The 25,337-nt window shown below is 39.5% G+C and carries 23 protein-coding genes and 1 other annotated feature; of the genes, 15 read left to right on the plus strand and 8 right to left on the minus strand.

Annotated elements, in window-relative coordinates:
• The first annotated feature begins 62 nt into the window (after nt 1-62).
• The 3 genes from A5888_RS19300 (at nt 63) to A5888_RS19310 (ending at nt 2,240) form a co-directional block, all read left to right on the plus strand.
• On the plus strand, nt 63-974 hold the full coding sequence (locus A5888_RS19300; RefSeq protein WP_086349076.1) for a helix-turn-helix domain-containing protein: 912 nt from the start codon (nt 63-65) through the stop codon (nt 972-974).
• 26 nt (nt 975-1,000) lie between these two features.
• Complete coding sequence (locus A5888_RS19305; RefSeq protein WP_086349077.1) at nt 1,001-1,372, plus strand: MerR family transcriptional regulator; 372 nt, start codon at nt 1,001-1,003, stop codon at nt 1,370-1,372.
• Nucleotides 1,373-1,460: 88 nt separating this feature from the next.
• Entirely contained in the window at nt 1,461-2,240 is a 780-nt protein-coding gene (locus tag A5888_RS19310; protein ID WP_086349078.1) for an SDR family NAD(P)-dependent oxidoreductase, read from the plus strand.
• Nucleotides 2,241-2,338: 98 nt separating this feature from the next.
• On the opposite strand, the gene A5888_RS19315 is transcribed toward A5888_RS19310, so the two are convergent.
• From A5888_RS19315 to A5888_RS19330, 4 genes are all read right to left on the minus strand, one after another.
• Nucleotides 2,339-3,094 carry a DNA alkylation repair protein gene (locus A5888_RS19315; protein ID WP_086349079.1) on the minus strand — a complete coding sequence of 252 codons (756 nt, stop codon included), beginning with the start codon at nt 3,092-3,094 and terminating at the stop codon, nt 2,339-2,341.
• Nucleotides 3,078-3,677: a TetR/AcrR family transcriptional regulator gene (locus A5888_RS19320; RefSeq protein ID WP_086349080.1), complete on the minus strand. Its 600-nt coding sequence runs from the start codon at nt 3,675-3,677 to the stop codon at nt 3,078-3,080. Before A5888_RS19320 ends, A5888_RS19315 begins: the two co-directional genes overlap by 17 nt.
• Nucleotides 3,670-4,089, minus strand: a complete 420-nt coding sequence (locus tag A5888_RS19325; RefSeq protein ID WP_086349081.1) for a VOC family protein — start codon at nt 4,087-4,089, stop codon at nt 3,670-3,672. Before A5888_RS19325 ends, A5888_RS19320 begins: the two co-directional genes overlap by 8 nt.
• A 131-nt stretch (nt 4,090-4,220) precedes the next feature.
• On the minus strand, nt 4,221-5,030 hold the full coding sequence (locus A5888_RS19330) for an MBL fold metallo-hydrolase (protein ID WP_086349082.1): 810 nt from the start codon (nt 5,028-5,030) through the stop codon (nt 4,221-4,223).
• Between the two features lie 96 nt (nt 5,031-5,126).
• Here A5888_RS19330 and A5888_RS19335 point away from each other — a divergent pair, with 96 nt between their 5' ends.
• From A5888_RS19335 to A5888_RS19360, 6 genes are all read left to right on the plus strand, one after another.
• Complete coding sequence (locus A5888_RS19335; protein ID WP_086349083.1) at nt 5,127-5,501, plus strand: VOC family protein; 375 nt, start codon at nt 5,127-5,129, stop codon at nt 5,499-5,501.
• Nucleotides 5,502-5,759: 258 nt separating this feature from the next.
• Complete coding sequence (locus tag A5888_RS19340; RefSeq protein ID WP_086349084.1) at nt 5,760-6,236, plus strand: DUF3955 domain-containing protein; 477 nt, start codon at nt 5,760-5,762, stop codon at nt 6,234-6,236.
• Nucleotides 6,237-6,441: 205 nt separating this feature from the next.
• Entirely contained in the window at nt 6,442-7,374 is a 933-nt protein-coding gene (locus A5888_RS19345) for a rhodanese-related sulfurtransferase (protein ID WP_086349085.1), read from the plus strand.
• A 154-nt stretch (nt 7,375-7,528) separates the two neighbouring features.
• Nucleotides 7,529-7,790, plus strand: a binding site (T-box leader).
• A gap of 101 nt (nt 7,791-7,891) precedes the next feature.
• A complete protein-coding gene (locus A5888_RS19350) occupies nt 7,892-9,163 on the plus strand; it encodes an O-acetylhomoserine aminocarboxypropyltransferase/cysteine synthase family protein (protein WP_086349086.1) in 1,272 nt (423 codons plus the stop codon).
• A gap of 5 nt (nt 9,164-9,168) precedes the next feature.
• Entirely contained in the window at nt 9,169-10,104 is a 936-nt protein-coding gene (locus A5888_RS19355; RefSeq protein ID WP_086349087.1) for a homoserine O-succinyltransferase, read from the plus strand.
• Nucleotides 10,105-10,212: 108 nt separating this feature from the next.
• Nucleotides 10,213-11,310 carry a glycerol dehydrogenase gene (locus tag A5888_RS19360; protein WP_086349088.1) on the plus strand — a complete coding sequence of 366 codons (1,098 nt, stop codon included), beginning with the start codon at nt 10,213-10,215 and terminating at the stop codon, nt 11,308-11,310.
• A gap of 76 nt (nt 11,311-11,386) precedes the next feature.
• On the opposite strand, the gene A5888_RS19365 is transcribed toward A5888_RS19360, so the two are convergent.
• The 3 genes from A5888_RS19365 to A5888_RS19375 all read right to left on the minus strand — a co-directional run bounded on the left by A5888_RS19365 (nt 11,387) and on the right by A5888_RS19375 (nt 15,559).
• Nucleotides 11,387-12,493 (minus strand): SLC13 family permease, encoded by a 1,107-nt coding sequence (locus A5888_RS19365; protein WP_086349089.1) that lies wholly within the window; start codon nt 12,491-12,493, stop codon nt 11,387-11,389.
• 177 nt (nt 12,494-12,670) lie between these two features.
• Nucleotides 12,671-13,408 (minus strand): amino acid ABC transporter ATP-binding protein, encoded by a 738-nt coding sequence (locus tag A5888_RS19370; RefSeq protein WP_086349090.1) that lies wholly within the window; start codon nt 13,406-13,408, stop codon nt 12,671-12,673.
• Nucleotides 13,409-15,559: an amino acid ABC transporter substrate-binding protein/permease gene (locus A5888_RS19375; protein ID WP_086349091.1), complete on the minus strand. Its 2,151-nt coding sequence runs from the start codon at nt 15,557-15,559 to the stop codon at nt 13,409-13,411.
• Between the two features lie 334 nt (nt 15,560-15,893).
• Between A5888_RS19375 and uvrB the strand changes: the two genes are divergently transcribed.
• The 6 genes from uvrB to whiA all read left to right on the plus strand — a co-directional run bounded on the left by uvrB (nt 15,894) and on the right by whiA (nt 24,375).
• Nucleotides 15,894-17,888 (plus strand): excinuclease ABC subunit UvrB, encoded by a 1,995-nt coding sequence (gene uvrB / locus A5888_RS19380; protein WP_086349092.1) that lies wholly within the window; start codon nt 15,894-15,896, stop codon nt 17,886-17,888.
• A gap of 10 nt (nt 17,889-17,898) precedes the next feature.
• Nucleotides 17,899-20,715 carry an excinuclease ABC subunit UvrA gene (gene uvrA, locus A5888_RS19385; RefSeq protein ID WP_086349093.1) on the plus strand — a complete coding sequence of 939 codons (2,817 nt, stop codon included), beginning with the start codon at nt 17,899-17,901 and terminating at the stop codon, nt 20,713-20,715.
• A 346-nt stretch (nt 20,716-21,061) separates the two neighbouring features.
• A complete protein-coding gene (locus A5888_RS19390) occupies nt 21,062-21,268 on the plus strand; it encodes a hypothetical protein (protein WP_086349094.1) in 207 nt (68 codons plus the stop codon).
• A 264-nt stretch (nt 21,269-21,532) separates the two neighbouring features.
• Nucleotides 21,533-22,417: an RNase adapter RapZ gene (gene rapZ, locus A5888_RS19395; protein WP_086349095.1), complete on the plus strand. Its 885-nt coding sequence runs from the start codon at nt 21,533-21,535 to the stop codon at nt 22,415-22,417.
• Nucleotides 22,414-23,406 carry a gluconeogenesis factor YvcK family protein gene (locus tag A5888_RS19400; protein ID WP_086349096.1) on the plus strand — a complete coding sequence of 331 codons (993 nt, stop codon included), beginning with the start codon at nt 22,414-22,416 and terminating at the stop codon, nt 23,404-23,406. Before rapZ ends, A5888_RS19400 begins: the two co-directional genes overlap by 4 nt.
• Before the next feature lie 33 nt (nt 23,407-23,439).
• Complete coding sequence (gene whiA, locus A5888_RS19405) at nt 23,440-24,375, plus strand: DNA-binding protein WhiA (protein WP_086349097.1); 936 nt, start codon at nt 23,440-23,442, stop codon at nt 24,373-24,375.
• Between the two features lie 78 nt (nt 24,376-24,453).
• Here whiA and A5888_RS19410 read toward each other — a convergent pair whose 3' ends face one another.
• A complete protein-coding gene (locus A5888_RS19410) occupies nt 24,454-25,320 on the minus strand; it encodes a hypothetical protein (RefSeq protein ID WP_086349098.1) in 867 nt (288 codons plus the stop codon).
• Nucleotides 25,321-25,337 lie beyond the last annotated feature (17 nt).

Here is a 25,337-nt window from a genome sequence, read left to right on the forward strand (position 1 = left end):
TTTTCAAATAATCAGAGGAATTATAGTGTAAGATGAAACTATAGTTTTTTTGGAGGTATGGGATGAAAGAGAAAACGGGGGTCCGATTTAAGTATTATCGCGAAAAAAAAGGAATGACCATTAAAGAAACAGCAACTGGCATAGTATCACCGCAATTTTTGAGAAAATTTGAAAAAGGGGATAGTGATATCAGCTTTACGAATCTATTGCTTCTTTTGGAAAGAATACAGGTAACAATGAAAGAATTTATCCACGAAGAAGAACGGTTCGTTTTAGAAAATTACATAAAGGATTTTGAACGAGAAGTAGATGCTGCTTTGAGAAAAAGTGATTCTATCCAACTCAAAAAGATAATCACCAAAACAACTGATTTATATCGTGAAACTGGAAACCAACACTACCATTTATTAAGTATCGCTGCAGAGTGCTATTATAAATTGATATTTCAACCATATTCGGTAGATCATTTTGATTTGACACCGGTTACTGCTTATTTAAGTCGAGTGGAGGAGTGGGGGTATTTTGAACTTTTTCTTATTTCCTATACAGCTTGTCGCTCCTTGACCATAGATGAGCTTTACTATAGGTGTAAAAGGTTTTTAGATGCAGGCTATGAAGAGAGTGTGAATTACCACTCGATTTGCGATTTTATTATTCATGCGGCTTACGAGCTATGCCGGAAAGGTGCGCTTGAATCAGGTGAAAAAATCATTGAACGTTATTTAAGTGATATTGATGCAAACAGAGATACTCATTTCATCCACTATGATTTATTTGCAAAATATGTAAAAGGAATCATTTTAATAAAAAAAGGTGATGCGACCGGTATCAAGCAATGTCAGACAATCATTGATATTTTTGCCAATGTATTAGGCTATGAAAATTATGCAAACCGACTGCACATTAGCTTAGAAATGATCAAGGATAATGAAATCATGAAAGAGGATCATAAACCACATGAACTGAAAACATAATCTTGGGTAATAGGAGAGGAACAGCTATGGCAGATACGATCGGTGTATTTTCTAAAAAAGTAAGTCTATCAATCGACACCTTACGTTATTACGAGAAAGAAGGCTTGATTATTCCAAAACGTAATGCTATCAATCGTAGAGTGTATGATGAAAACGATGTGGCTTGGATAGAATTTATTAAACGCTTAAAACAGATTGGGATGCCAATCAAAAAGATTCAGGAGTACGCTGCATTACGGTATCAAGGAGATAAAACAGTCGCGGATAGACTTGAGTTGCTCAACGATCAGTATGAGCTTCTTATGCGCCGAAGAGAAGAGCTTGATCAGAATATGGATTTTTTGATGGGGAAGATGACAATTTATAAAAAGATGCTTGAACCAGAAAATAAACGCTGATTCCAATAATAATGGAATCAGTTTTTTTATTGACATAGAGTACACTCCAGCATGTAAAGTAGGAATACAACAGTGAGGAGGAATAACAATGAAAAAATATGTAGCGATTACTGGCGCCAGCTCAGGGATTGGCTGGGCAGCTGCTGAAAAATTTGCAGAGCAAGGAAAACATTTGATTGTGATTGCGCGAAGGGAAGAAAGGTTACACCGTTTGAAGACAAAGCTTCTTGAAAAATATCCAAAGCTTGAGGTTATTATAAAAGTTGCAGATTTGACAGATAGTGAAAAAGTAGAAAAGTTGTTTGAGGAATTGGATAGCTACTTTATTGAAGTGTGGGTAAACAATGCCGGGTTTGGTCATTATGGTGCTGTTCAGGAGCAAGAAGTAGCAAAAACAAAACAGCTGTTGTCACTAAATGTTGAAGCATTAACGCTTTTCTCCATCTTATATGTAAAAAAATATCAGCAGAAGGAAGGAACCCAACTGATTAATGTTTCGTCAGCTGGCGGTTATACGATGGTTCCAACAGCAGTGACTTACTGTGCCAGCAAATTCTACGTCAGTGCATTTACAGAAGCTTTAGCGTTGGAACTGCAAGCTGCTCATTCGCCTCTACAAGCAAAAGTATTCGCTCCGGCAGCAACAAAAACTGCCTTTGGGCGAACGGCAAACGACCGAGAGACATATGATTATGATGAAGCATTCGGAACGTATCATTCCAGTGAAGAAGCCGCAGAATTCTTGTTGGCACTTTATCATAGTGACCAAACAGTTGGAATCGTTGATCGAGAAAGCTTTTCGTTCAAATTAATGAACCATCGATTTGCGTATGCAGGAGCTTCTTCGACCAATCAAGCATTAGATTGAATGAAAAGGAATACCTAAGCAACCAGTATTTGTGAGAAAAAAGTACTAAAAAGCAGGCATGGTGACTTTGTTCCATGCCTGTTACTATAACTATTTATTTAATCTTGCACCATTTCCTGTTTCCGTTTGGTTCTTGAAGCGTGATTGATGACCCAGGCACATTCCTTGGTCATCTCCGGCGTCTTCCAAGAGGAGAGAATCAAGTCGAATTTTTCTGTATCTTCCTTATAGAGATCATTCAGATTATTGGCGACACTCTTTTGAATGGTCTTATCTGGATCATCCTTTAGATTTGTCAGTAGTTCAGAGTAGGCATCAAAATGCTCAAGAGCAACAAACATTTTTTTAGCCCAAGGTAGACGGATACGCAGACATTCGCTAGCAAGGCGCCGAACACGTTTGTTCTCATCAACACTCCATTCCAAAAGCAAAGCCATCGATTTTTCGGGAAAAGCGGCAATGATGGGGCGCATACAGAATTCTCCGGTAAAACGTTTGGTTAGCTCTTTGCTAAAGGAGGTACTGGTCTCGAAATCTGTCTCTCCATACAATTCTACATATTTTCCAAGCGGCCATAACCAATACCCTTCGGTAAACATCCCCAGACTGCCTTCTAATTCAGGGCCAAGAATCTGCTGGAAAATCTGGATCGTTGCTTGATAATCAAGTGGGATGCTTTCCTTTAGCGCCTGTGCGAGTAATACTTGCCGATCATTAAATTCAAGCTGTTCAAGAGTGGGTGAAAGCAACGAGAGAAACAATTCTGAATCAAATGCAGGATAGACCTGTGCTATTTTTTGTGCTAAATCATTGGCGTATTCGCATGTATAATAATCCTTAACCTTTATGCCCATTTTTTCTAAAACCTTTCAATAAGTGAGTGATTGCAACATGGCATTTGTCTTTATCCAGCATGTCTGTCTCAGCTTGATACAAAGAAAGATCATTTAGTGCGCCGGAAATCATATGTGCGATCATGCGAACGTCTAAGTTGATCAGCTCGTCGTTCTCTTGAAGGACCAAAAGCTGTTCTTCAAGCAGAGCAACTGAATTTTCATTATCGATTTTGCGCCACTCGGTCCAATCGATCACGTTAGGTGCATCGATCAGCAAGATTCTTCGATTTGTCTCCAAAGTAGCAGAGGCGACAAAACCGACACAGCCTAGAACCAGCTGTTCCCAGTTATCATCAGAAGTCATAGCTTCTTTCTCCACATTTGCTCCCACCTCCGTTTGTACCTGTTTCAATACAGCGAGAAATAGCGCCTTTTTTCCTTTGAAATGGTGGTAGAGCGCACCACGTGTGATATCTATATCCTCTACAATTGCTTCAAGAGAAGTTTTTGCATAGCCATAGGAAGCGAAGTGTTTTCTAGCGGTTGCTATCAGGTTCTGTGTGGTTTTGATAGAAGCTAGTTCTTTTTTGTTTTTAGTCATGTTCATTCTCCAAAGTCGTATAGCTTTCCAGATATTCTTCGCTAGGAGGGATATTTTGAATGACATCAATAAGTAATTCGTCAGGACTTTCGATCATAAAATGCCTCTGTCCAAATGCTTCATTCTTTATCTCCATTATTATAGAAACATCTTTTCTATTGGTAATCTCAGCATAAACCTTGTCGACATCCTCGACCTCAAAGTTCAGGATGACTCCTTTGCAATTGGCTTTATATTTATCAGGAATCGTCTCATGACTGCTGTCGATTAAAGCTAATTCAAAGTTTTGTTCATTCTTTAAACTCACATACCACTCGCTTGTAAAGGTTACTTCAAAATGAAAAAGCTCGATAAAGAAGCGTGTTGATTCTTCGATAGTTTGGCTCATAAGTACAGGATAGAAACTAGTCATTTTTTTGTCCTCCTAAATTGTTTTTCTTATTTTAGCATACATACTGTATGTATGCAATCGAATAAGGAATAAAAAAACTATGACCATCAATAGATCATAGTTCAAGATATTCAACGAACAGAAGAGAAGTATTAGTCCCACTCAATACTCATCCCAACGCCCACCTCACCAATTGGTATTTCCTGATGGATCGCTGATTTCGCTGCAAAAGAAACACAGTGACAAGGCAAAAGCTCAGGTATGTTGTTTTCTTTAAAATAGCGAATGGTTTCGGCTAACTGTTCATCTTCCTCAAACAAGTGAAAGCCACCGATCACACCGCTGATTTTATCAACACCAGTCACTTCTTTGGCGTATTCACAGATATTACAGATACCACTATGAGAACACCCAGTGATAATATAGATACCCTCTTTTCCTTTGAAAACCAACGCGGAATCATCTAATACATAATCAGCAACATAGGCATCTTCAAGCTTCGTTTCGCCGACCTGCTGACGAGGTTCAAAATTGACTAGTTGAGGAATTTCTCCCAAGAAAGTAATGTTCGTTGAAACCGAGATCGGCGTTTTAGATAGAGTCAATAGATAATTTTCCCGCAGTTTTTCTGCACTTTCAGGAGAACCGATCGCGCCTTCCTCTGCTCTTTTTGGAAAAAAGGTTAAAGGATGTGCGATAATTTCCGGTTTTTGCTTTGTAAAAAGAGAATCAATATGAACCAATCCGCCCGTGTGATCGTTATGCCCATGTGAAAGAACTAGTTTTTGACTACGCGTCAAATCAACCCCCAGTTTTTTTGCATTTTCAAAAAAGACATGGCTGTATCCGGTGTCAAAAAGAATCGATTCTTCTTCATCTTCAATAAAAAGAGATAACGCAGGCTCACCATAATAATAATGATCGATATAGACATTATTATCCACTAAAACAGTTAATTTCATTTTTAATTCCCCCTTATGAACAAATAGTTATTTTTTTAGCATAACATAAGTTAAAATAGATTGTATAGACTTATATAAATTGTTGGAGGGAAAGAAATGTTTACAGAACAAGTAAAAATCATGTTATATGTGAATGATGTGAATGAATCCAGTAAATTCTGGCAAAGTATCGGCTTTATTGAAAAAGAAAGAGATGCAGTGGATGGCACGATTGTTGTAGAAATTGCCCCTAGTGAGACCTCATCTACGAGAATCGTCTTGTACGAGCTGGCTTTCATTCAGCAACATTCTCCAGAGGTAGCTGGAAATACGCCTTCTTTGATGTTTTTCAGTGAAGATATCACAGGTCTTTATAAAGGAATGCAGGAACAAGGTGTGACTCTTGGGGATCTGGTTCAATTGCCGGGTGGGGACTTGGTATTTAATTTCGCAGATAATGATGGCAATTATTTTGCTGTATCCGAACAATAACAGCAGACTCCTATAGAGAATAACAGCTTTAGAAGAGCTGTATCAGAAAGTAGACAAATATATTCAGTGATTCTATACTTGAAAAGCTGGACGTAGTTGTCTACTTATTTTTTTACTTAATAACTATCTATCATAGAAGCAATTACGCAATGCTAGCTTAGCTTTCCCTAGATTTATCAGTGATGCAAGCAACACTTTCTTGTTTATAAAGAGAAAAACCTCTACGATAATAAAAGGCTAACGAAAGGAAATTTTACGATGGAATTTGGAGAGAAGATTAGAGAACTGAGAAAAGAAAATCAACTAACACAGGAACAGTTTGCGGCACAATTAAATGTAACAAGACAAGCTGTATCGAATTGGGAAAATAACCGTAATCTCCCAGACCTTGAAATGTTGATTTTGATTAGTAGTAAATTTCATATTTCGTTAGATGAATTGATTTTAGGAGGGAACGACATGAACAATATTACAGAAAAATTGATACAGGATGGTAGTGAGACCAGACGAGCAAAATTCAATTTATTTTCCATTATTTTTGGGACCTTTCTATTATTATTTGGATTTGCCTGTCTAGTGATCAAAGCTAACTCAGTAGAGTATATTGACGCTGCTGGAATTTTACATGAGAATTTCTATTTATTACCGATTGGCTTTCTGTTTTTATTTGTTGGTTTGATTGTCTTTATAGTCATAGGAATCAAGTTCCTGTATCATTTGAAAAAAGCTGAATGAGATAGACATACCTAGAAAAAATCCATCTGTATCAAGGTGGATTTTTTATTTTGCCAGCCAGCATCATAATAAGAACGGACTTTTATAAATTTGTGCAATTATCTACAAGCATAAATCTGGTGTTTCGACTTTTCCATTTTATATACTAGAACGGTATGAGTAGAAAGTGACGGATTCTATCACTAAAACATAAAGGAGCTTTACGATGACTTACCAAGTACTTTTATATTATCAATACACGACGATCAAAGAGCCGGAACAATTTGCCAAGGAACATTTGGCCTTTTGTCAGTCGTTGCATTTAAAGGGTAGGATTTTGGTGGCAACTGAAGGAATCAATGGGACGCTGTCTGGGACAGTAGAAGAGACCAACAAGTACATGGAAACGATGCTGGCAGACGAACGTTTTAAAGATACCTTTTTCAAAGTGGATACTGCGGAAGAACATGCCTTCAAAAAAATGTTTGTTCGTGCAAGAAATGAGCTGGTTGCTCTAAATTTGGAAGATGATATCAATCCTTTAGAATTGACAGGAAACTACCTTGACCCGGAAGATTTCCGAGAAGCTTTGATCGATGAAAACACTATTGTGTTGGATGCCAGAAATGATTATGAATATGATCTGGGTCATTTTCGTGGAGCGATTCGTCCAGACATACGAAATTTTAGAGAGCTGCCACAATGGATTCGTGACAATAAAGAACAGTTTATGGATAAAAGGGTGGTCACCTATTGTACAGGCGGGATTCGCTGTGAAAAATTCTCAGGGTGGCTTCTTCGTGAAGGGTTTGAGAATGTTGCTCAGCTGCATGGCGGTATTGCAAATTATGGCAGAGATCCGAAAACGCAAGGTGAATTCTGGGATGGGAAGATGTATGTGTTTGATGAACGAATCAGTGTAGAAATCAATAAAGTTGATAAGCAAGTCATCGGGAAAGACTGGTTTGATGGTACACCGTGTGAACGCTATATCAACTGTGCCAATCCTTATTGCAATAGACAGATTCTTGCCTCAGAAGAAAATGAAGAAAAGCATTTGGGTGGCTGCTCTCCGGAATGTAGTCAGCATCCGGCAAATCGTTATGTACAAAGGCATCATCTGAGTGAAAGCGAAGTTGCCAAACGACTGGCTCAATGAATAAAATAGAAAATGTTGAACAACGAAAGAACATAAATGTGTGTTTCTTTCGTTGTTTTTTGTGTTAGTTAAATGGAGAATACATACATAAACAAGCTCTTTTTCTTATTGACTGAATTGGTAAAATCAAGTATAGTGTATGCAATAACATAGGTTATACGCGTTGAAAAGAAGAGTACAGATTGGTGAATTTTTAAGAGAGCTTCGGTAGGTGAAAAGAAGCAAAGGAAGCAATTTGGAAGATGGTCTTGGAGCAGATGGTCGTGAATCGTCGAGATAAACGATCAGCGGGAATGCCCGTTATAGCATAACAGTATTGATGAACTTGAGAGAGACATCTGTACTGGTTAAGGCTGCAGCTGCAAAGTGGCAGTGAAAAAAGGTGGTAACACGGAGTTAAGGCTCCCGTCCTTTTCCGCAATTATGCGGGAATAGACGGGGGCTTTTTGCTTATAACAACGACGCGATTGAGATGAATGACAAAAAATGAAGCAGAGAAATCATGGAGGGATCGATTATGGAATTTGAAACAAAATGTTTGCATGCGGGCTATCAGCCGGGAAACGGGGAACCCAGAGTAGCACCAATCGTTCAGAGTACGACGTATACGTATGATTCAACAGAGGAGATCGGGAAGCTTTTTGATTTAGAAACAGCAGGATATTTCTACACGCGGATCGGGAATCCAACAACGAATGCAGCCGAGGAAAAAATTGCAGCATTAGAAGGCGGCGTTGGTGCTCTATGTACAGCTTCGGGACAGGCAGCTACTTTTTTTGCTATTTTAAACATTCTGGAATCTGGAGATCATCTCGTTTCTTCTTCTTATGTTTATGGAGGGACATTCAATTTATTTGCACATACCTTTAGAAAAATGGGAATCGAGGTCACTTTTGTCGATCAGACAGCACCGTTGGAAGAGTTAAAAAAAGCGATTCGTCCCAACACAAAAGCCGTATTCGCTGAGACGATCGCGAACCCGGCGATGCACGTTCTTGATATTGAAAAATTTGTTCAGCTGGCGCATGAAGCAGACCTACCGTTTATCATTGACAATACCTTTGCGACGCCGTATTTCTGTCGACCAATTGAGTATGGAGCAGATATCGTGATTCACAGTACCACAAAATACTTGGATGGTCATGCGGTACAAACAGGTGGTGTGATCGTTGATAGTGGAAAGTTCAATTGGAATAATGGCAAGTTTCCTCAATTGAGCGAGCCAGACGTGACTTACCACAATTTGGTTTATACAGAAACCTTTGGCCCTGCGGCTTATATTACGAAAGCCCGTGTGCAGCTGATGAGAGATATAGGTGCAACACCGTCTCCGCAGAACTCTTTCTTGTTGAATCTGGGCATGGAAACACTAGCAGTTAGAATGGATCGACACTATCAAAATGCGTTAGCGGTTGCTGCCTTTTTAAAAGAACAACCATCTGTTTCATCAGTGACGTATCCTGGTTTGGAAAGTGATGAAAACTATGCGTTGGCTCAAAAATACGTGCCAAATGGCTTGTGTGGTGTGATCTCGTTTGAAGTAGGTGCTGGAAAAGAAGCAGCAGCGAAATGGCTTGACGCCCTATCCTTGGTATCCTTAGAGGTTCATGTAGCGGATATTCGGACATGTGCGTTGCATCCTGCAACATCTACTCACCGTCAACTGTCAGACGAGGAATTGAAAAATGCCGGTATTTCTCCTGGACTGATTCGTATTTCCTGTGGAATCGAAAACGTTAAGGATATCCTGGCAGACTTAAAACAAGCATTTGAACAATTGGAGGCTTAAGTGGAATGCCAATCAAATTGATTGAAAATTTTCCTGCAAAACAGGTACTGGAAAAAGAAAATATATTTGCTATCGATAATGAACGGGCAGCAACGCAGGATATTCGTCCACTGAAACTGATAATCTTGAACTTGATGCCAAATAAAATAGATACAGAAACGCAGTTATTGCGATTGATCAGTCAAAGTCCGTTGCAGATCGATGTCGATTTTTTAAAGATTTCATCTCATGAGCATAAAAACACCAGCGTGACACATCTGGCGCAATTCTATCTGGCCTTTGGTGAACTAAAGGATAAAACCTATGATGGAATGATTATTACCGGAGCACCGGTGGAGCAAATGCCTTTTGAAGAAGTAAACTACTGGCAAGAGCTGATGGAGATCATGGATTGGAGTCAGACCAATGTGACCTCTGTTATCCATATCTGTTGGGGCGCGCAAGCCGGGCTATACCATCATTATCAAGTAGATAAGACAAGCTATGATAAGAAGCTGTTCGGTATTTATAGTCAATATCCGCAAGAAAATCATCGCTTGTTCCGAGGCTTTGATGATCGGTTTGATACGCCACAATCTCGCTACACAGGCATCAATGAAAAGCAGATCGATCCGGCGCGTCTTCGAGTGATTGCTAGTAACCCGGATATTGGTGGTACGATCTTCATCTCTACAGACGATCATGATATTTTTTTGTTAGGTCATTTTGAATACGACACAGAGTCGTTGAAGCAAGAATACCTTCGTGACAAGGAAAAAGGTCTGGATACTGCAATGCCTGAGAATTATTTCATTGATGATTCTGTAGAAAAAGGAATCTGTAATACATGGCGCAGTCATGCTCATTTGTTGTATCTCAATTGGTTAAACGATGTTTATCAGCTGACACCATACGATCTGAACGAAATTTTAACGATTCAGAAAAAGCGATTGAAAAGGTAATATTTTATGAAGAGGAGTTGTTTTTAGCTCCTCTTTTTAGACTGTATTTATGGCTCATATTGCCTATGAGGTCAGTTTGTGCCAAACTTGATAGGAGAGGTGAGAAGTATGGAAAAATTATTTATCAGTCCCAGTAAATATGTTCAGGGGGAGCAGGTGCTTCAGCAAAGTGCCGATTATTTGAAGGGATTAGGAAATACCCTTCTATTACTTACAGATTCCTTTGTCTGGGATATGATGGGCAGCAACTATGAAGAATACTTGAAAAGAGCCGGACTGTCGGTGGCGTCTGTTATCTTTTCAGGAGAAGTATCTCCTGAAGCGATTCAGGAAGTGACAGAAACTAGTGAAGCGAAAGGAGCTGAAGTTCTTGTTGCTCTGGGCGGTGGAAAAATCATTGATCTAGGAAAGGCGATAGCCGCTAAACAACAGCTAAAGCTGGCGATTCTGCCAACTACCGCTTCAACAGATGCTCCAACGTCCTCTGTCTCTGTTATCTATGAAGCCGATGGACGTTTCAGAAATTATGAATTTTATCAAAAAAATCCGGACCTTATTCTCGTAGACACTGCTGTGATCGTGAATGCACCAGCACGTCTTTTAGCTGCTGGAATTGCGGATGGACTATCAACAGCGATTGAAGCGCGAGCAGTCTGGAAAAAGCAGGGACAGAACATATTGGGAAAAGCTCCTACATTGACGTCCTTAGCCATTGCTGAAAAATGTGAAGAGATCCTGTTTTCTTATGGGTTGCAAGCAATAGAAGATAATAGGAATAAGACTGTGACACCAGCCTTTGATGCAGTTGTTGAAGCCAATACCTTGATGAGTGGACTAGGGTTTGAGAGTGGAGGCTTAGCAGCAGCACATGCATTGCATAACGGCTTTTCAGCGATTCATGGAAAGGCAGATCAACTGATGCACGGAGAAAAGGTAGCCTTTACGACTTTGGTGCAATTGGTCTTGGAAGAACAGCCGGAAGCAGTTTTGAAACGCCATGTTGATTTTTACAGGAAGCTGGAGCTGCCGACAACATGTGAAGAAATGGGACTTGATCCTAAGGATGAGCAACAACTTTTAGCGATTGCTCGACAGTCTATGGTTAAGGGAGACAGTTTACAGCAAATGCCGATGGTGCTGACTGAACAAGCTATTATTGAGGGGATACGTAAACTGGAGTCATTCATTTCTGCAAATTATTCTTAAAAAAACAACATAGATTTAAACCGACCTCCAAAAGCTAGATTTCTGGTCTAACTTTTGGAGGTCGGTATTTTTATGACTAAATATAGAATAAAAAGAAAAGAATAAATGCTGCCAGAAAGATGAGATTGACCACTGTAAATTCTTTTAAATAACGTTTCGCTTCATTGGGATAATAGAGCTTAAAGATTTTGAATCCGATCAGATTAGCGAGTGAAGCAATCAGTGTACCTAAACCACCTACATTTACGCCATAAAAAAGTGCTTCTATATGCTTTGTAAATGGAGCAGCGAGGATAACAGCGGGGACATTGCTGATTATCTGACTAAGCAAAATACTGATAAAAAATGTCTGTTTTTCAGTCTGGAACCGGGGCTTTAAAACTTGTACAATGGCATCTGATTGTGAGAAGCAGCCCACAGCGATAAAGAAAAGGACAAATGTAGCTAATAACCGATAATCTAGTTCTCGAAATGATTTTCTATCATAGAGGAAAAGCAAGACAGCTGCAATTGGTATACTGATAAAGTAGGGAACGAAATCAAATACTCCTGCAAGAATAAGTAAGAAAATCATTGTGAGAAACGAGGCTTTTCTTGAGTCAAAAATCTGAACGTTCTTCGTTTGTTCAGCTAAATAGTGTTTTGGTACAAACAAGAAGGAGAACAGTAAAAACAGTAGTGAAGCGCTCATCAAGGTTATTGCCCAATGAAAAAAATCAGAAAGTGCTAATGAAAAGTGAGACATCAAAAAGAGATTCTGAGGATTTCCAAAAGGGAAAAAACTACTTCCCAGATTCGCTGCAATAACTAAGAGAACAGCGCCAAAAATTTTTTTGTGGAGGACATCGATTTTTTTTGTGATTTTTAAATAGATCGGCATCAATGTTAGGATGGCTACGTCATTAGTTAGAAGCATAGAGCTGAAAAAGGACAGTAAAGTGATGTTGAGGATCAGCCGACGTGTATTTGACGAAATCTCAATCATTTTTTCAGCAAAATAATTGAGAACACCAAGATTCTCCACATTCTTTATGAGCAACATCAGACCAAACAAGCAAAGAATGACCTTGAAGTCGACCATGTCTGCCGATGGTTTACCGAAAAAAAGGCTGAGGCCGACAGCTAGTAGGGAAAAAGAAAACAAAAGGTCTTCTTTAAAAAAATAGAAAATAGATTTTAACATATGGGTTGATACCTCATTTCAATAAATAGTCACTTCGACTCTTTGCATTGATTGTTTTGACAATTAAAACGTAATACAGGAAAAAATTGAGGTTTGTGCTTTTGGAACACTGTTTATTCGTTTTTAGAGCAAATAAAAGAGTGGGAACTAACCTTTGTCCCACTCCCATATCTAAGTTTAAATGTTTAATACTTTATTCAAGAAGTCTTGTGTCCGCTCATTTTGCGGTGATTCAAAGATTTGTTCTGGTGTGCCATCTTCAAGGAAGTTGCCCCCGTCAATGAACATTACTCGATTAGCAACCTCTTTAGCAAAGCCCATCTCATGCGTAACGATGACCATCGTCATCCCTTGTTTCGCCAGTTTTTTCATAACGTTCAATACATCCCCAACCATTTCCGGATCAAGAGCAGAGGTCGGTTCATCGAACAACATAATATCTGGATTCATTGCAAGGGCACGAGCAATCGCAACACGCTGCTTTTGTCCGCCAGATAATGATTTAGGGTAACTGTCTTTTTTATCAGCCAAACCAACTGTATCCAGTAGCTTGACAGCTTTGTCGTTCGCTTCTGACGGGGACATCCGCCCTAAATCAACAGGAGCTAAGGTGATATTTTCTAATACAGACAGGTGAGGGAATAGATTGAAATGCTGGAAAACCATTCCGATATGCTGTCTGACTTTATTGATATCTGTATTTTTATCTGTTAAGTTTGCCCCATCAATGATGATGTCGCCGCTCGTAGCTTCTTCCAATTGATTCAAGCAGCGTAGAAACGTACTTTTACCTGAGCCGGAAGGCCCGATAACACAAACAACATCACCTTCGTTGATTGATACATTGATATCATTTAGAACGGTATTGTCACCGTATTTTTTTACAAGATGCTCAACAAGAATTTTTTCTGTCATTTATTTCACCCTCTTTTCCAGCACTTTAGCCAGTTTTGTTAATGATGTAATTAGGATAAGGTACATCACCGCAATGATTAAGTAAACCATCGTACTTTGTAGGTTACGGGCAACAATGATTTTTCCTGTTTGCAAAAGTTCGATTAAACCGATAGCTGAAAGGATCGTTGTATCCTTCAATGAAATAACGAACTGATTGACAAAGGAAGGAAGCATGATTTTGATTGCCTGTGGTAAAATAATTTTTTGCATTGTCCGGTTATAAGAAAGTCCCAAGCTTCTTGAGGCTTCCATCTGTCCTACTGGAACAGCCTTGATACCACCACGAACGATTTCTGATATATATGCACTGGCGTTCAAGGTCAAGGTAATGATACCTGCGATAAACACTGGAATATTAAAGCCAAGCAAGCCTGGTAGACCAAAGTAGATGAAGAATGCGACAACCATTAAAGGAATTCCACGAATGACATCAACATAGATAGTTGCCAATACGCGTAAAGCTTTGGATGGAGAAACACTGAATAATCCAAAGATAACACCTAGAATCAAAGCAAGTACAAAGGAGATCAGTGTTAATTGAATGGTCATCCATAATCCACTTAACAGACGTTTCCAGTTGTTTTTGATCATACCGACAAAGGTTGATTCGTCTACAGTGTTTTCAACACTGCCGTCTTTGACATACTTACCAACGATTTCATCGTATTCACCCGTGCGCTTCAATTCAGCCAAGCCTTCATTAAACATCTCAACCAACTCGGCATTCTGCCCTTTTTTCACAGCAAACCCATAAGAGCCGCCTTCTTCACGAGGAATAGGTGTTGATAAAGGTTGACCTTGGGCAATTCCATACCCGATTACAGGGTAGTCGTCCATCATTGCTGCGATTTCGTTGATTTCCAAAGCACTGTATAGCGCATCTGTCGTATCTAAATACTTGATAGAATAGCCATATTTGTCTTTGTTTGCTTCAAGAAAATCAGCGCTTTCTGTTCCGATCTTTGCACCGACTGTTTTGCCTTTCAGATCTTCATAAGAAGTGATATCGTCATTGCCTTCCTTTACAGCGATTTGAATCCCGCTATCAAAGTAAGGAGTAGAGAAATCAAAAGATTTTTCACGTTCGTCTGTGATTGTCATCCCGGCAATCATACCATCGGCTTGTCCGGATTCAACTGCTTGGACTGCTGAGCTGAAGCCGATAAATTTGAACTCAATGTTGAAATTTTGTAATTCTGCAATTCGATTCATCAAATCAACATCGATTCCTTCGTAGTCGCCATCTGCATTCTGAAATTCAAATGGAGCGAAGGTTGAGTCACTTGCGATTGTATACACGTCTTTTTTTGGCTCGATCTGCTTCATTTCTGTCTCATCATCTTCTGCGCCAGAAGAGATATAGGTAGCAATGATCTTGTCATAAGTGCCGTCTTCTTTTAGCTTTTTCAGACCGGCATTGAATTGCTTGATCAGCTCAGGATTTTGGCCTTTTTTTACAGCAAAGCCATAAGAACTTCCGGTTTCTTTTTCACCGATCAGTTGTAGTTTTTGGCCGTTTGTTATCGCATAACCGAGTACTGGATAATCGTCGAAGATAGCGTCTGCTTCACCATTTTGAAGTGCTTGATACAGACCTGTCGCATCATCGAAGTTCTTGATTGTGTAGCCATATTTTTTTTCGTTCTTTTCAAGGAAAGCTGCACTTTCTGTCCCGACCTTTGCGGCAACTGTTTTGCCATCCAGATCATCGTACGTTTCAATAGAAGTATTTCCCTGCTTGACTGCCATTTGTAAGCCACTGTCGAAATAGGGTTCTGAGAAATCAAAGGATTTTTTTCGTTCATCAGTGATACTCATGCCGGCAATCATACCATCAATTTGATTGGACTGAACGGCTTGTATTGCTGAATCAAATCCAAGGGGTTTTAGATTTACTTTGAAGCCTTGATCTTCAGCGATCGCATTCAGTAAATCTATATCAATACCGATGTATTCGTCATTTGAATCTTGAAATTCAAATGGAGCAAATGTTAGATCCGTCCCGATATCATACGTTTTTTCCTCTGCTGAAACAGGTTTACCGATTGTCAAAGCAAACAAGCTGAAAACCATGGCAAGCAAAGAAAATAATAGATGTTTCTTCTTCATAAAAAATCCTCCTAAATATTTGCATATTTAGTAATTATATAGCAAAAAGCAGGTGGAAAACAAATATTTCATTATAATTTCTGAAAAAAAGCTGAAAATCTGACTTTCTATGTTATGTTTTGTTACATGTATATGGAAACCTATCAAAAATAAAAAATTATCTTTTTGAATTTTTATTTAACCTTTAAGAATAGTTTTATTTATATTTAGAATTATAAAATAACAGAAAATATAGAAGTGGCGAAAATATGTTCGGTATGTTAAAATGGTTCAGGGAGTAGAAATACTCTTTTCCTTTTTTAGTGAGAATGACTACACGAAGGGAGTATATTAGATGATTGAAAGAGATAATTCTAAGAAGTTTGAACTGGTTTCTAAGTATCAGCCAGATGGCGATCAGCCTCAGGCGATCGAAAAGCTGATTGAAGGAATCGAAGGTGGAGAAAAGGCACAGATCCTTTTAGGAGCGACAGGGACAGGTAAAACATTTACCATTTCGAACGTTATAAAGGAAGTAAATAAACCGACACTTATAATTGCACATAATAAAACACTGGCAGGACAACTGTACGGGGAGTTCAAAGAATTTTTCCCCAATAACGCAGTAGAGTATTTTGTCAGCTATTATGATTTCTATCAGCCGGAAGCCTATGTTCCTTCAAGTGATACATATATTGAAAAGGATGCAAGCATCAATGATGAAATCGATAAGCTGCGTCACTCTGCAACGAGCTCTTTGCTTGAGCGCAATGACGTAATCGTCGTGGCTTCAGTTTCCTGTATTTTCGGTTTGGGTGATCCTGAAAAATATAATGATCAGGTTGTTTCGTTACGCGTCGGTATGGAGATCGACCGAAGTGAGCTGCTAAAAAGATTGGTAGCAATACAATTTGAGCGCAACGACATTGATTTCCAACGGGGACGTTTCCGTGTCAGAGGAGATGTCGTAGAAATTTTTCCGGCGTCTAAAGATGATCATGCGTTGAGAGTCGAGTTCTTTGGTGATGAAATCGAACGAATTAGAGAAGTCGACGCATTGACTGGCGAGATTTTGGGAGAGACAGAGCATGTTGCGATTTTCCCGGCGACTCACTTTGTGACAAATGATGAGCATATGGAGCAATCTATTGATAAGATACAGGCGGAGCTGGATGCTCGTTTGAAAGTCTTACGTTCTGAGAACAAGCTTTTAGAAGCACAAAGACTGGAACAGCGAACGAATTATGATATTGAGATGATGCGTGAAATGGGCTACACATCCGGTATCGAGAATTATTCCAGACATATGGATGGTCGTATGGAGGGAGAACCGCCATATACGCTATTGGATTTCTTCCCGGATGATTTTCTACTCGTGATCGATGAGTCCCACGTAACGATGCCTCAAGTGAGAGGGATGTATAATGGAGACCGAGCGAGAAAACAAATGCTGGTTGATTATGGGTTCCGTTTACCGAGTGCATTGGACAATCGACCTTTACGATTGGAAGAATTTGAGAAGCATGTTCATCAGATCGTCTATGTTTCTGCAACACCCGGACCTTATGAACACGAGCAGACGGATACCGTGATCCAACAAATTATTCGTCCAACAGGGCTCCTTGATCCTCTAATTGAGGTACGTCCAATTATGGGGCAAATTGATGATTTGGTTGGCGAAATCAACGAACGTGTGGAGAAGAATCAACGGGTATTCGTCACGACATTGACGAAGAAAATGTCCGAGGATTTGACCGATTACTTCAAGGAGCTTGGAATCAAGGTAAAGTACCTGCATAGTGATATCAAGACCTTAGAACGGACTGAGATCATACGTGATCTGCGTTTAGGTGAGTTTGATGTGTTGATCGGAATCAATTTGTTGAGAGAAGGACTGGATGTTCCAGAGGTTTCTCTGATTGCCATTTTGGATGCGGACAAAGAAGGCTTCTTGCGTAGTGAACGTTCTCTAGTACAGACAATTGGTCGTGCGGCGAGAAATGAAGAGGGCAAGGTCATTATGTATGCAGATAAGGTGACTGATTCGATGCAAAAAGCAATGGATGAGACGGCTAGACGTCGTGCCATTCAGGAGAAATACAATGAAGAACATGGCATTGTTCCTAAAACAATCATTAAAGAAATTCGTGATCTAATCATGATTTCTAAAGTGGCTGAGGATGATGCAGACTATACAGCAAGCAAGTCTTACGACAAGTTATCGAAAAAAGAAAAAGACGAGTTGTTGATGAGGTTGGAAAAAGAAATGAAGGATGCCGCCAAAGCGCTTGATTTTGAGGCAGCGGCTACATTGAGAGATACGATTCTGGAACTAAAAGCTTCAAACTAGGAGGTAAATAATGGCAAACGATAAAATCGTGATTCATGGCGCGCGCGCTCATAATCTGAAAAATGTAGATGTAACGATTCCGAGAGACAAGCTGGTTGTAGTGACCGGCTTGTCAGGCTCGGGAAAAAGTTCTTTGGCTTTTGATACGCTGTATGCAGAGGGACAAAGAAGATACGTAGAAAGTCTTTCCGCGTATGCTCGCCAATTCTTGGGACAAATGGATAAACCGGATGTCGACAGTATTGATGGGTTGAGCCCGGCTATATCCATTGACCAAAAAACAACAAGCAAGAATCCCCGTTCTACTGTTGGTACAGTAACGGAAATCAATGATTATCTTCGTTTGCTGTTTGCTCGAGTAGGTCACCCGATTTGTCCGAATGACAATATTGAGATTACTAGTCAATCAGTTGAACAAATGGTTGACCGAGTACTGGAACTACCGGAACGCACAAAAATTCAAATCATGGCTCCCGTGATTGTGAAGAAAAAGGGGCAGCATAAAAAAGTCTTTGAAGCTATTCAAAAGGACGGATACGTTCGTGTTCGTGTAGATGGTGACGTCTATGATCTGAGCGAGGTTCCCGAGCTTGAAAAGAATAAGAAGCATGATATTGAGATTATTATTGATAGAATCATTGTTAAAGAAGGCATCCGTTCTCGTTTGTTTGATTCCTTTGAAGCAGCCCTTCGTCTTGCGGAAGGTTATGCTTTAGTAGATGTGGATGGAAAAGATGAACTGCTGTTTAGTGAACATTATGCTTGTCCATACTGTGGATTTACAGTTGGAGAGTTAGAACCACGTCTGTTTTCATTCAATGCGCCATTCGGGGCATGTCCGGATTGTGATGGTCTGGGGATGAGGCTGGAAGTCGATCGCGATCTTGTTATACCCGATCCGACAAAAACGTTAAAAGAAGGAGCGATTACTCCTTGGAACCCAATCAGTTCACAATATTATCCGCAAATGCTTGAGCAGGCCGCTGAGGGATTTGGTATTGATGTAGATACACCATTTAATGAGTTGCCGAAAGAACATCAAGATATTATTTTGAACGGTTCAAATGGCGAAATATTCCATTTCCACTATGAGAATGAGTTTGGCGGTGTTCGGGATGTTGATGTTGCATTTGAAGGGATTTTGAAGAATATCAAGCGTCGCTACAACGAAACGAATAGTGACTTTACAAGAGAACAAATGCGGTCTTATATGACGGAACTACCTTGTCGAACTTGTAAAGGCTATCGATTGAACCCACAAGCGTTAGCAGTCAAGATAAACGGAAATAGTATTGCTGAAATCAGTGAGTTGGCTATTAAGAATAGTCTACCATTTTTTGATCAGCTAACTCTTTCTGAACAAGAGCAAATGATTGCAAAACCTATTTTAAAAGAGGTAAAAGATCGACTGACTTTCCTTGAAAATGTCGGATTAGAATATTTGACACTTAGCAGAGCTTCCGGCTCACTATCTGGTGGTGAAGCACAGCGAATTCGTCTGGCCACACAGATCGGTTCAAATCTTTCTGGTGTCTTGTACATTTTAGATGAGCCCTCAATTGGACTTCATCAACGGGACAATGATCGACTGATCGATTCATTGAAAAAAATGCGTGATTTAGGAAATACATTGATTGTTGTGGAACACGATGAAGATACGATGCGCGCTGCAGATTATCTAATCGATGTTGGACCTGGTGCTGGAGAGCAAGGTGGAGAGATTGTAGCTTCTGGGACACCGGAAGAAGTAATAGCGAATCCTGATTCCTTGACAGGACAATACTTATCAGGGAAAAAGGTCATTCCAGTTCCTACTGAACGTCGGAAAGGAACAGGAAAGGCAATCAAGGTCACAGGAGCGGCAGAAAACAATCTAAAAAATCTAACTGTAGAATTCCCGCTGGGAGAGTTCGTTGCAGTAACAGGGGTTTCAGGGTCAGGCAAGAGTACATTGGTCAACCAAATATTAAAGAAAGCTTTGGCTCAGAAAATCAATCGTAATTCCAATAAACCTGGAAAGCATAAGAGTGTGACTGGGTATAAAGGAATCGAGAAAATTATTGATATCGATCAAAGTCCGATTGGACGAACACCAAGAAGTAACCCCGCAACTTATACAAGTGTTTTTGATGATATCCGTGATTTATTTGCTAAAACGAATGAAGCAAAAGTACGTGGGTATAAAAAAGGGCGTTTCAGCTTTAATGTCAAAGGCGGCCGTTGTGAAGCCTGTCGCGGAGATGGGATCATCAAGATAGAAATGCACTTCTTACCAGATGTATATGTTCCTTGTGAAATCTGTCATGGGAAACGTTACAATTCTGAAACACTGGATGTACATTATAAAGAGAAAAATATTGCTGATATACTTGAGATGACTGTTGAAGATGCGGTAGCATTCTTCCAACCGATTCCTAAGATTCATCGGAAGCTGCAGACAATACTGGATGTTGGTCTAGGCTATGTCACCTTAGGACAACCGGCAACGACCTTATCTGGAGGTGAAGCGCAGAGGATGAAGCTTGCCAGTGAATTACATCGTATATCTAACGGAAAGAATTTCTATATTTTAGATGAGCCGACAACCGGGCTTCATACAGATGATATTTCACGATTGTTAGATGTACTGAATCGTCTGGTAGAAGCTGGAAACACTGTTCTGGTGATTGAGCATAATCTAGATATGATCAAGTCAGCCGACCATGTGATCGATCTTGGACCGGAAGGCGGCGACGGTGGCGGCACAATCGTAGGAATTGGTACACCGGAAGAAATTGCAAAAATCAAAGAAAGCTATACTGGGCAGTATTTGAAGCGTGTATTGTAAATTGGTATACTCCATTTCGGAGTATATTATTATAATGATTAAGAAAATGATAAATTTTTATAAAACAGCAAAAATACTTGATTTTGATCTGTCCATAGCGTAAAATCTTACCCAGATAGAAAGATTATTGATGTGAATTGGTCTATATCTATCTCTCTATAAATAATCCGTTCAAAAAGAGAAAGAGCATCCTTTGTTTAGAGAAAGCAAAGGGTGTTCTTTCTGTTTGCTCATAAGGTTTTAAAAAAAGTCAAAAAAAGAAAAAAACTATCAGAATATTGAGTGAGCACAGAAAAATTTTCATGCTATTCTATAGGTATAAAACATATAGAGAAGAGGCGAAACAATGGATAGAGGAAATATCAGAGTTGGTGGTACCTATCTATGCAGTTCAGACTATTTATCATGGTCCTTTATTGGCAGAGCCGTTTCTATGGGAAAATACACAGTAAAGGTAGAATTGCTAAAATGTCATCCGTCTGACCGCTTGGCACTGGATAGCGATAATCCAGTATTGAAGGTAAACTACTTAAGTGTTCTTGATGCTATATAGGGGAGAATTTACGAAGGCAGATGCCTTCTTTTTTTTGCAAAAGAGTCTAAAGCTTCCTTTGATACGCCCGGAATGTTATACTAAGGAAAGTACGTTGAGAAAAACAATAACAATTTGCTTCAATTACAATATTGGAGATAGAGTCGTTGTGCTTCAAAAATCAACTATTAATTATGAATAATGGTACAAAGAAGATTCACTACTTTGTTATGGAAATTTTTATGTAAGCTAGTTTTATCGACAAAGAAAAGGGGTTCGATTTTTATGGTAGATAATTTACAGTTAGTGATAATTACTGGGATGAGTGGTGCTGGGAAAACAGTGGCTATTCAATGCTTTGAAGATATGGGGTATTTTTGTATTGATAACATGCCTCCAAGCTTGATTCCTAAATTTTGGGAATTAATCAAAGAATCTGGAAAAGTCTCTAAGATTGCGTTAGTTGTCGATTTACGCTCACGGTCTTTTTTCAGAGAAATTCAAAATATGCTTGTGGAAATTGAAAATACAAATGTCATTGATACAACCGTTATGTTTTTAGATGCAACAGATGAAGAGCTTGTTTCACGTTATAAGGAAACAAGAAGAACACATCCTTTAGCTATGGATGGATTGATTACGGAAGGAATTCGAAAAGAGCGGGGATTACTTGATGAAATCAAGGGAGATGCTCAGTTGGTTATTGATACAACGGATTTATCTCCTCGCCAGTTAAGAGAAAGAATCAGCAATGAGTTTCGCTCAAAAGATACGCATGAATTTCGAGTTGAAATGGTTTCCTTTGGGTTCAAATATGGATTACCAATAGATGCAGATATCGTGATGGACGTTCGCTTTTTGCCAAACCCTCATTACATCCCGGAACTGCGTCCATTAACTGGACTTGATAAATCCGTCTATGAGTATGTGATGAATTTTCCTGAAACGGAAGAATTTTACACTCGCTTTACAGAGTTGCTTGAATATGTGTTACCTGGCTATAAGAAAGAAGGGAAATCTAATGTAACGATTGCTATAGGCTGTACAGGCGGACAGCACCGCTCTGTTGCTTTAACCGAGCGTATTTCTCATGAATTAGAGAAGCTGTACCATGTAAATGTGACGCATCGTGATAAAGACAAGCGGAAAGAGACGGTGAATCGCTCATGAAAACGTATCGTATCCGTAAGCCTAAAATTGTTGTAGTTGGCGGTGGCACTGGTCTGCCTGTTATTTTGAAGAGCCTTCGAAACCAAGGAGCAGAAATTACTGCTGTAGTAACTGTTGCTGATGATGGCGGTAGTAGTGGTGAGATTCGAAAATCAATGAACTTAACGCCACCAGGTGATTTAAGAAACGTATTGGTCGCTCTTTCAGACATGCCCCAACTATATGAAGATATTTTTCAATATCGCTTTAATGAGCAAGATCAATATTTTGCCAATCATGCGATCGGAAACTTGATTATTGCAGCCGTTTCTGAGATGAGAGGCAGTACTTATGAGGCCATACAGTTACTTTCGAAGATGATGCATGTAGATGGTCATATCTATCCTTCCTCGGAAAGGCCGCTAACGCTTCATGCAGTCTTCAAAGATGGAACGGTTGCCGTTGGAGAATCGACTATTGCTGTGGATCGAAAAACAATCGATCATGTATTTGTCACGAACACAAATGACGATGAACAGCCAAAAGCAGCAAGAAAAGTTGTAACAGCGATTGAAGAAGCTGATATGATTGTTTTAGGTCCGGGTAGCCTTTTTACAAGCATTTTACCTAATTTGGTGATTGGTGAGATTGGCGAAGCTATTCTGAGACGATCAGGTGAGGTTGTATATATTTGTAATATCATGACACAAAAAGGTGAGACAGAGCATTTTACGGATGCGGACCATATCCGAGTGCTACATGAGCATTTGGGTGAAAAATTTGTAGATACTGTGTTGGTTAATACCGAACCTGTCCCAGATGGTTACATGGATTTTGATGTGTATGACGAATATCTTGTTCAGGTTGTCCATGATTTTCAAGGGCTTAGGGAAGAAGGCTGTCGAGTGATCTCCACTGATTTTTTGGAGCTCAGAAGTGGCGGTGTTTTTCATGATGGAGAAAAGGTAGTCGAAGAGCTGTTTCGAATTGTTTTTGGAGCAAAATACTGATAGTTAAAATAGAACAGAAGGGAGGCGTATCTTATGTCATTTGCATCAGATGTCAAAAAGGAATTGACGACATTGGAAGTTCATAGGGAACACGCACGAGCAGAATTAGCAGCACTTATTCGGATGAACGGTTCCTTAAGCTTGGTTAATCAGCAGTTTGTATTGAATGTACAGACAGAGAATGCTGCGATAGCGCGAAGAATCTATTCTCTTTTGAAAGACCATTATGATGTTCGCTCAGAACTATTGGTCCGTAGAAAAATGAAGCTAAAGAAGAACAATGTCTATATTGTTCGGCTAAAACAGGATACGGAATCAGTTTTGGCTGATTTGGATATCATGGATGGTTTGATGTTTCAGGATCATGTATCAGAAACGATCGTTGGAAATGCACAGAAAATGCGGTCCTATTTGCGAGGGGCCTTCATGGCGACCGGTTCGGTCAACAATCCGGAGACAAGCAGGTATCATTTGGAAATATTCTCGATTTATGAAGAACATAACAACGATATTTGCGATATGTTAAATTATTATGATTTGAATGCTCGAACACTGGAACGCAGAAGCGGCTATATTTCTTATCTAAAAGGTGCGGAGAAAATTGCTGATTTTCTAACGTTGATCGGAGCTACGAATTCCATGCTGAAATTTGAAGATGTGCGGATTGTTCGAGACATGAGAAATTCAGTTAATCGGTTGGTCAACTGTGAAACGGCCAACTTGAATAAAACGATCGATGCGGCTTCTAAGCAAATAGAAAATATCCAATATATTGATAGTACGGTCGGATTGCATGCGTTACCGGGCAAGCTGCAGGAGATTGCAGAGCTTCGATTAGAGCATCCGGAGGTCAGTCTGAAGGAATTGGGAGAAATGATTCCTTCTGGGGTGATATCTAAATCGGGTATTAACCATCGCATTCGTAAAATCAATGAGTTTGCAGATAAGCTGCGAGAGAAAAGTGCTTGATGTATAGTATAAAAGAACATGTCAAAGCCTATGATTGTGCTTCGATATGTTCTTTTTTTGGAGAAGTTTTATTGAAAATCAACTTTCTAAGTTTTGAAAGTAACGAACTGTATAAGTTAAGGAAAAGGCAGAGAGGAGAATGAAGCTAGTGACCTTTGTAAGTAGTGCAACAAGGGGCAGCTCAATTCCTGCTAAAACCATGATAACCGTCTGAAGGGTGACCATTAGGCCAACAGCAGTGCATAAAATCAATGTGACGGGTAAAAAGATATGAGTGGATACATGCTCTTTTTTCAACAATGCAAAAACAATAAAGATAAATGGGCTGATAACACCCATATCGATGACATAGGTAATCTCGGTTGTATAGATGGCTATTTGTTCTAAGCTTTTTCCTGTAAGTAGTGAAGAAAGAATGTCGGGCAGCCATGCAACGAACAAGGCTGTTCCTGCGATAAGCAGAAGTAATTGAACACCTCGAGTAGCTGGATTCCAGTGTTGTTTTTCTGCAAGCAGTTGAGGATCAAGCTGAATCAGGCAGAAAATAAAGCCAAAGAAGCTAGCACCAAAGCTGGTAATGTAGACTAATTGAAGTTGGTTATAGACGACTCCAAATCCTTGGCTGAAAGAATAATACAAGTGGATAGAGAGAAGACCTGCCAAAAACAGAAGTGATTTTTGGCTGTTTTTCCGTCTAAAGCTAATCAAAGCAATGCCCATCAATAATAATACAAAAAGCATGGTGATGTCTGTTCCAATAAGGATAGGTGCTTTGAAATAGGAATCATGGGCATAGATACCTGCGCCCCACAAAGTAACGGTGTCTCCGTATTGATTTATGACGTCATACGATTGATTGATGTTGAAAGAAAGAATCCCGGGAATTAGAGAGAGAAAGCCCGTGACAATGGATAAAACTGTAAGAATCTCAATTTTTTTCTTCATTTTATGCGTCTCCTTGA

The organism is Enterococcus sp. 9E7_DIV0242 (assembly GCF_002140975.2).
In the GTDB taxonomy this organism is placed as follows: Bacteria; Bacillota; Bacilli; order Lactobacillales; family Enterococcaceae; genus Enterococcus_L; species Enterococcus_L clewellii.

Excerpts from the sequence above, each read along its gene's own strand:
- A5888_RS19300 (WP_086349076.1), top strand. The coding sequence starts at position 63 with ATGAAAGAGAAAACGGGGGTCCGATTTAAGTATTATCGCGAAAAAAAA.
- A5888_RS19305 (WP_086349077.1), top strand. The coding sequence starts at position 1,001 with ATGGCAGATACGATCGGTGTATTTTCTAAAAAAGTAAGTCTATCAATC.
- A5888_RS19310 (WP_086349078.1), top strand. The coding sequence starts at position 1,461 with ATGAAAAAATATGTAGCGATTACTGGCGCCAGCTCAGGGATTGGCTGG.
- A5888_RS19315 (WP_086349079.1), bottom strand. The coding sequence starts at position 3,094 with ATGGGCATAAAGGTTAAGGATTATTATACATGCGAATACGCCAATGAT.
- A5888_RS19320 (WP_086349080.1), bottom strand. The coding sequence starts at position 3,677 with ATGACTAAAAACAAAAAAGAACTAGCTTCTATCAAAACCACACAGAAC.
- A5888_RS19325 (WP_086349081.1), bottom strand. The coding sequence starts at position 4,089 with ATGACTAGTTTCTATCCTGTACTTATGAGCCAAACTATCGAAGAATCA.
- A5888_RS19330 (WP_086349082.1), bottom strand. The coding sequence starts at position 5,030 with ATGAAATTAACTGTTTTAGTGGATAATAATGTCTATATCGATCATTAT.
- A5888_RS19335 (WP_086349083.1), top strand. The coding sequence starts at position 5,127 with ATGTTTACAGAACAAGTAAAAATCATGTTATATGTGAATGATGTGAAT.
- A5888_RS19340 (WP_086349084.1), top strand. The coding sequence starts at position 5,760 with ATGGAATTTGGAGAGAAGATTAGAGAACTGAGAAAAGAAAATCAACTA.
- A5888_RS19345 (WP_086349085.1), top strand. The coding sequence starts at position 6,442 with ATGACTTACCAAGTACTTTTATATTATCAATACACGACGATCAAAGAG.
- A5888_RS19350 (WP_086349086.1), top strand. The coding sequence starts at position 7,892 with ATGGAATTTGAAACAAAATGTTTGCATGCGGGCTATCAGCCGGGAAAC.
- A5888_RS19355 (WP_086349087.1), top strand. The coding sequence starts at position 9,169 with ATGCCAATCAAATTGATTGAAAATTTTCCTGCAAAACAGGTACTGGAA.
- A5888_RS19360 (WP_086349088.1), top strand. The coding sequence starts at position 10,213 with ATGGAAAAATTATTTATCAGTCCCAGTAAATATGTTCAGGGGGAGCAG.
- A5888_RS19365 (WP_086349089.1), bottom strand. The coding sequence starts at position 12,493 with ATGTTAAAATCTATTTTCTATTTTTTTAAAGAAGACCTTTTGTTTTCT.
- A5888_RS19370 (WP_086349090.1), bottom strand. The coding sequence starts at position 13,408 with ATGACAGAAAAAATTCTTGTTGAGCATCTTGTAAAAAAATACGGTGAC.
- A5888_RS19375 (WP_086349091.1), bottom strand. The coding sequence starts at position 15,559 with ATGAAGAAGAAACATCTATTATTTTCTTTGCTTGCCATGGTTTTCAGC.
- uvrB (WP_086349092.1), top strand. The coding sequence starts at position 15,894 with ATGATTGAAAGAGATAATTCTAAGAAGTTTGAACTGGTTTCTAAGTAT.
- uvrA (WP_086349093.1), top strand. The coding sequence starts at position 17,899 with ATGGCAAACGATAAAATCGTGATTCATGGCGCGCGCGCTCATAATCTG.
- A5888_RS19390 (WP_086349094.1), top strand. The coding sequence starts at position 21,062 with ATGGATAGAGGAAATATCAGAGTTGGTGGTACCTATCTATGCAGTTCA.
- rapZ (WP_086349095.1), top strand. The coding sequence starts at position 21,533 with ATGGTAGATAATTTACAGTTAGTGATAATTACTGGGATGAGTGGTGCT.
- A5888_RS19400 (WP_086349096.1), top strand. The coding sequence starts at position 22,414 with ATGAAAACGTATCGTATCCGTAAGCCTAAAATTGTTGTAGTTGGCGGT.
- whiA (WP_086349097.1), top strand. The coding sequence starts at position 23,440 with ATGTCATTTGCATCAGATGTCAAAAAGGAATTGACGACATTGGAAGTT.
- A5888_RS19410 (WP_086349098.1), bottom strand. The coding sequence starts at position 25,320 with ATGAAGAAAAAAATTGAGATTCTTACAGTTTTATCCATTGTCACGGGC.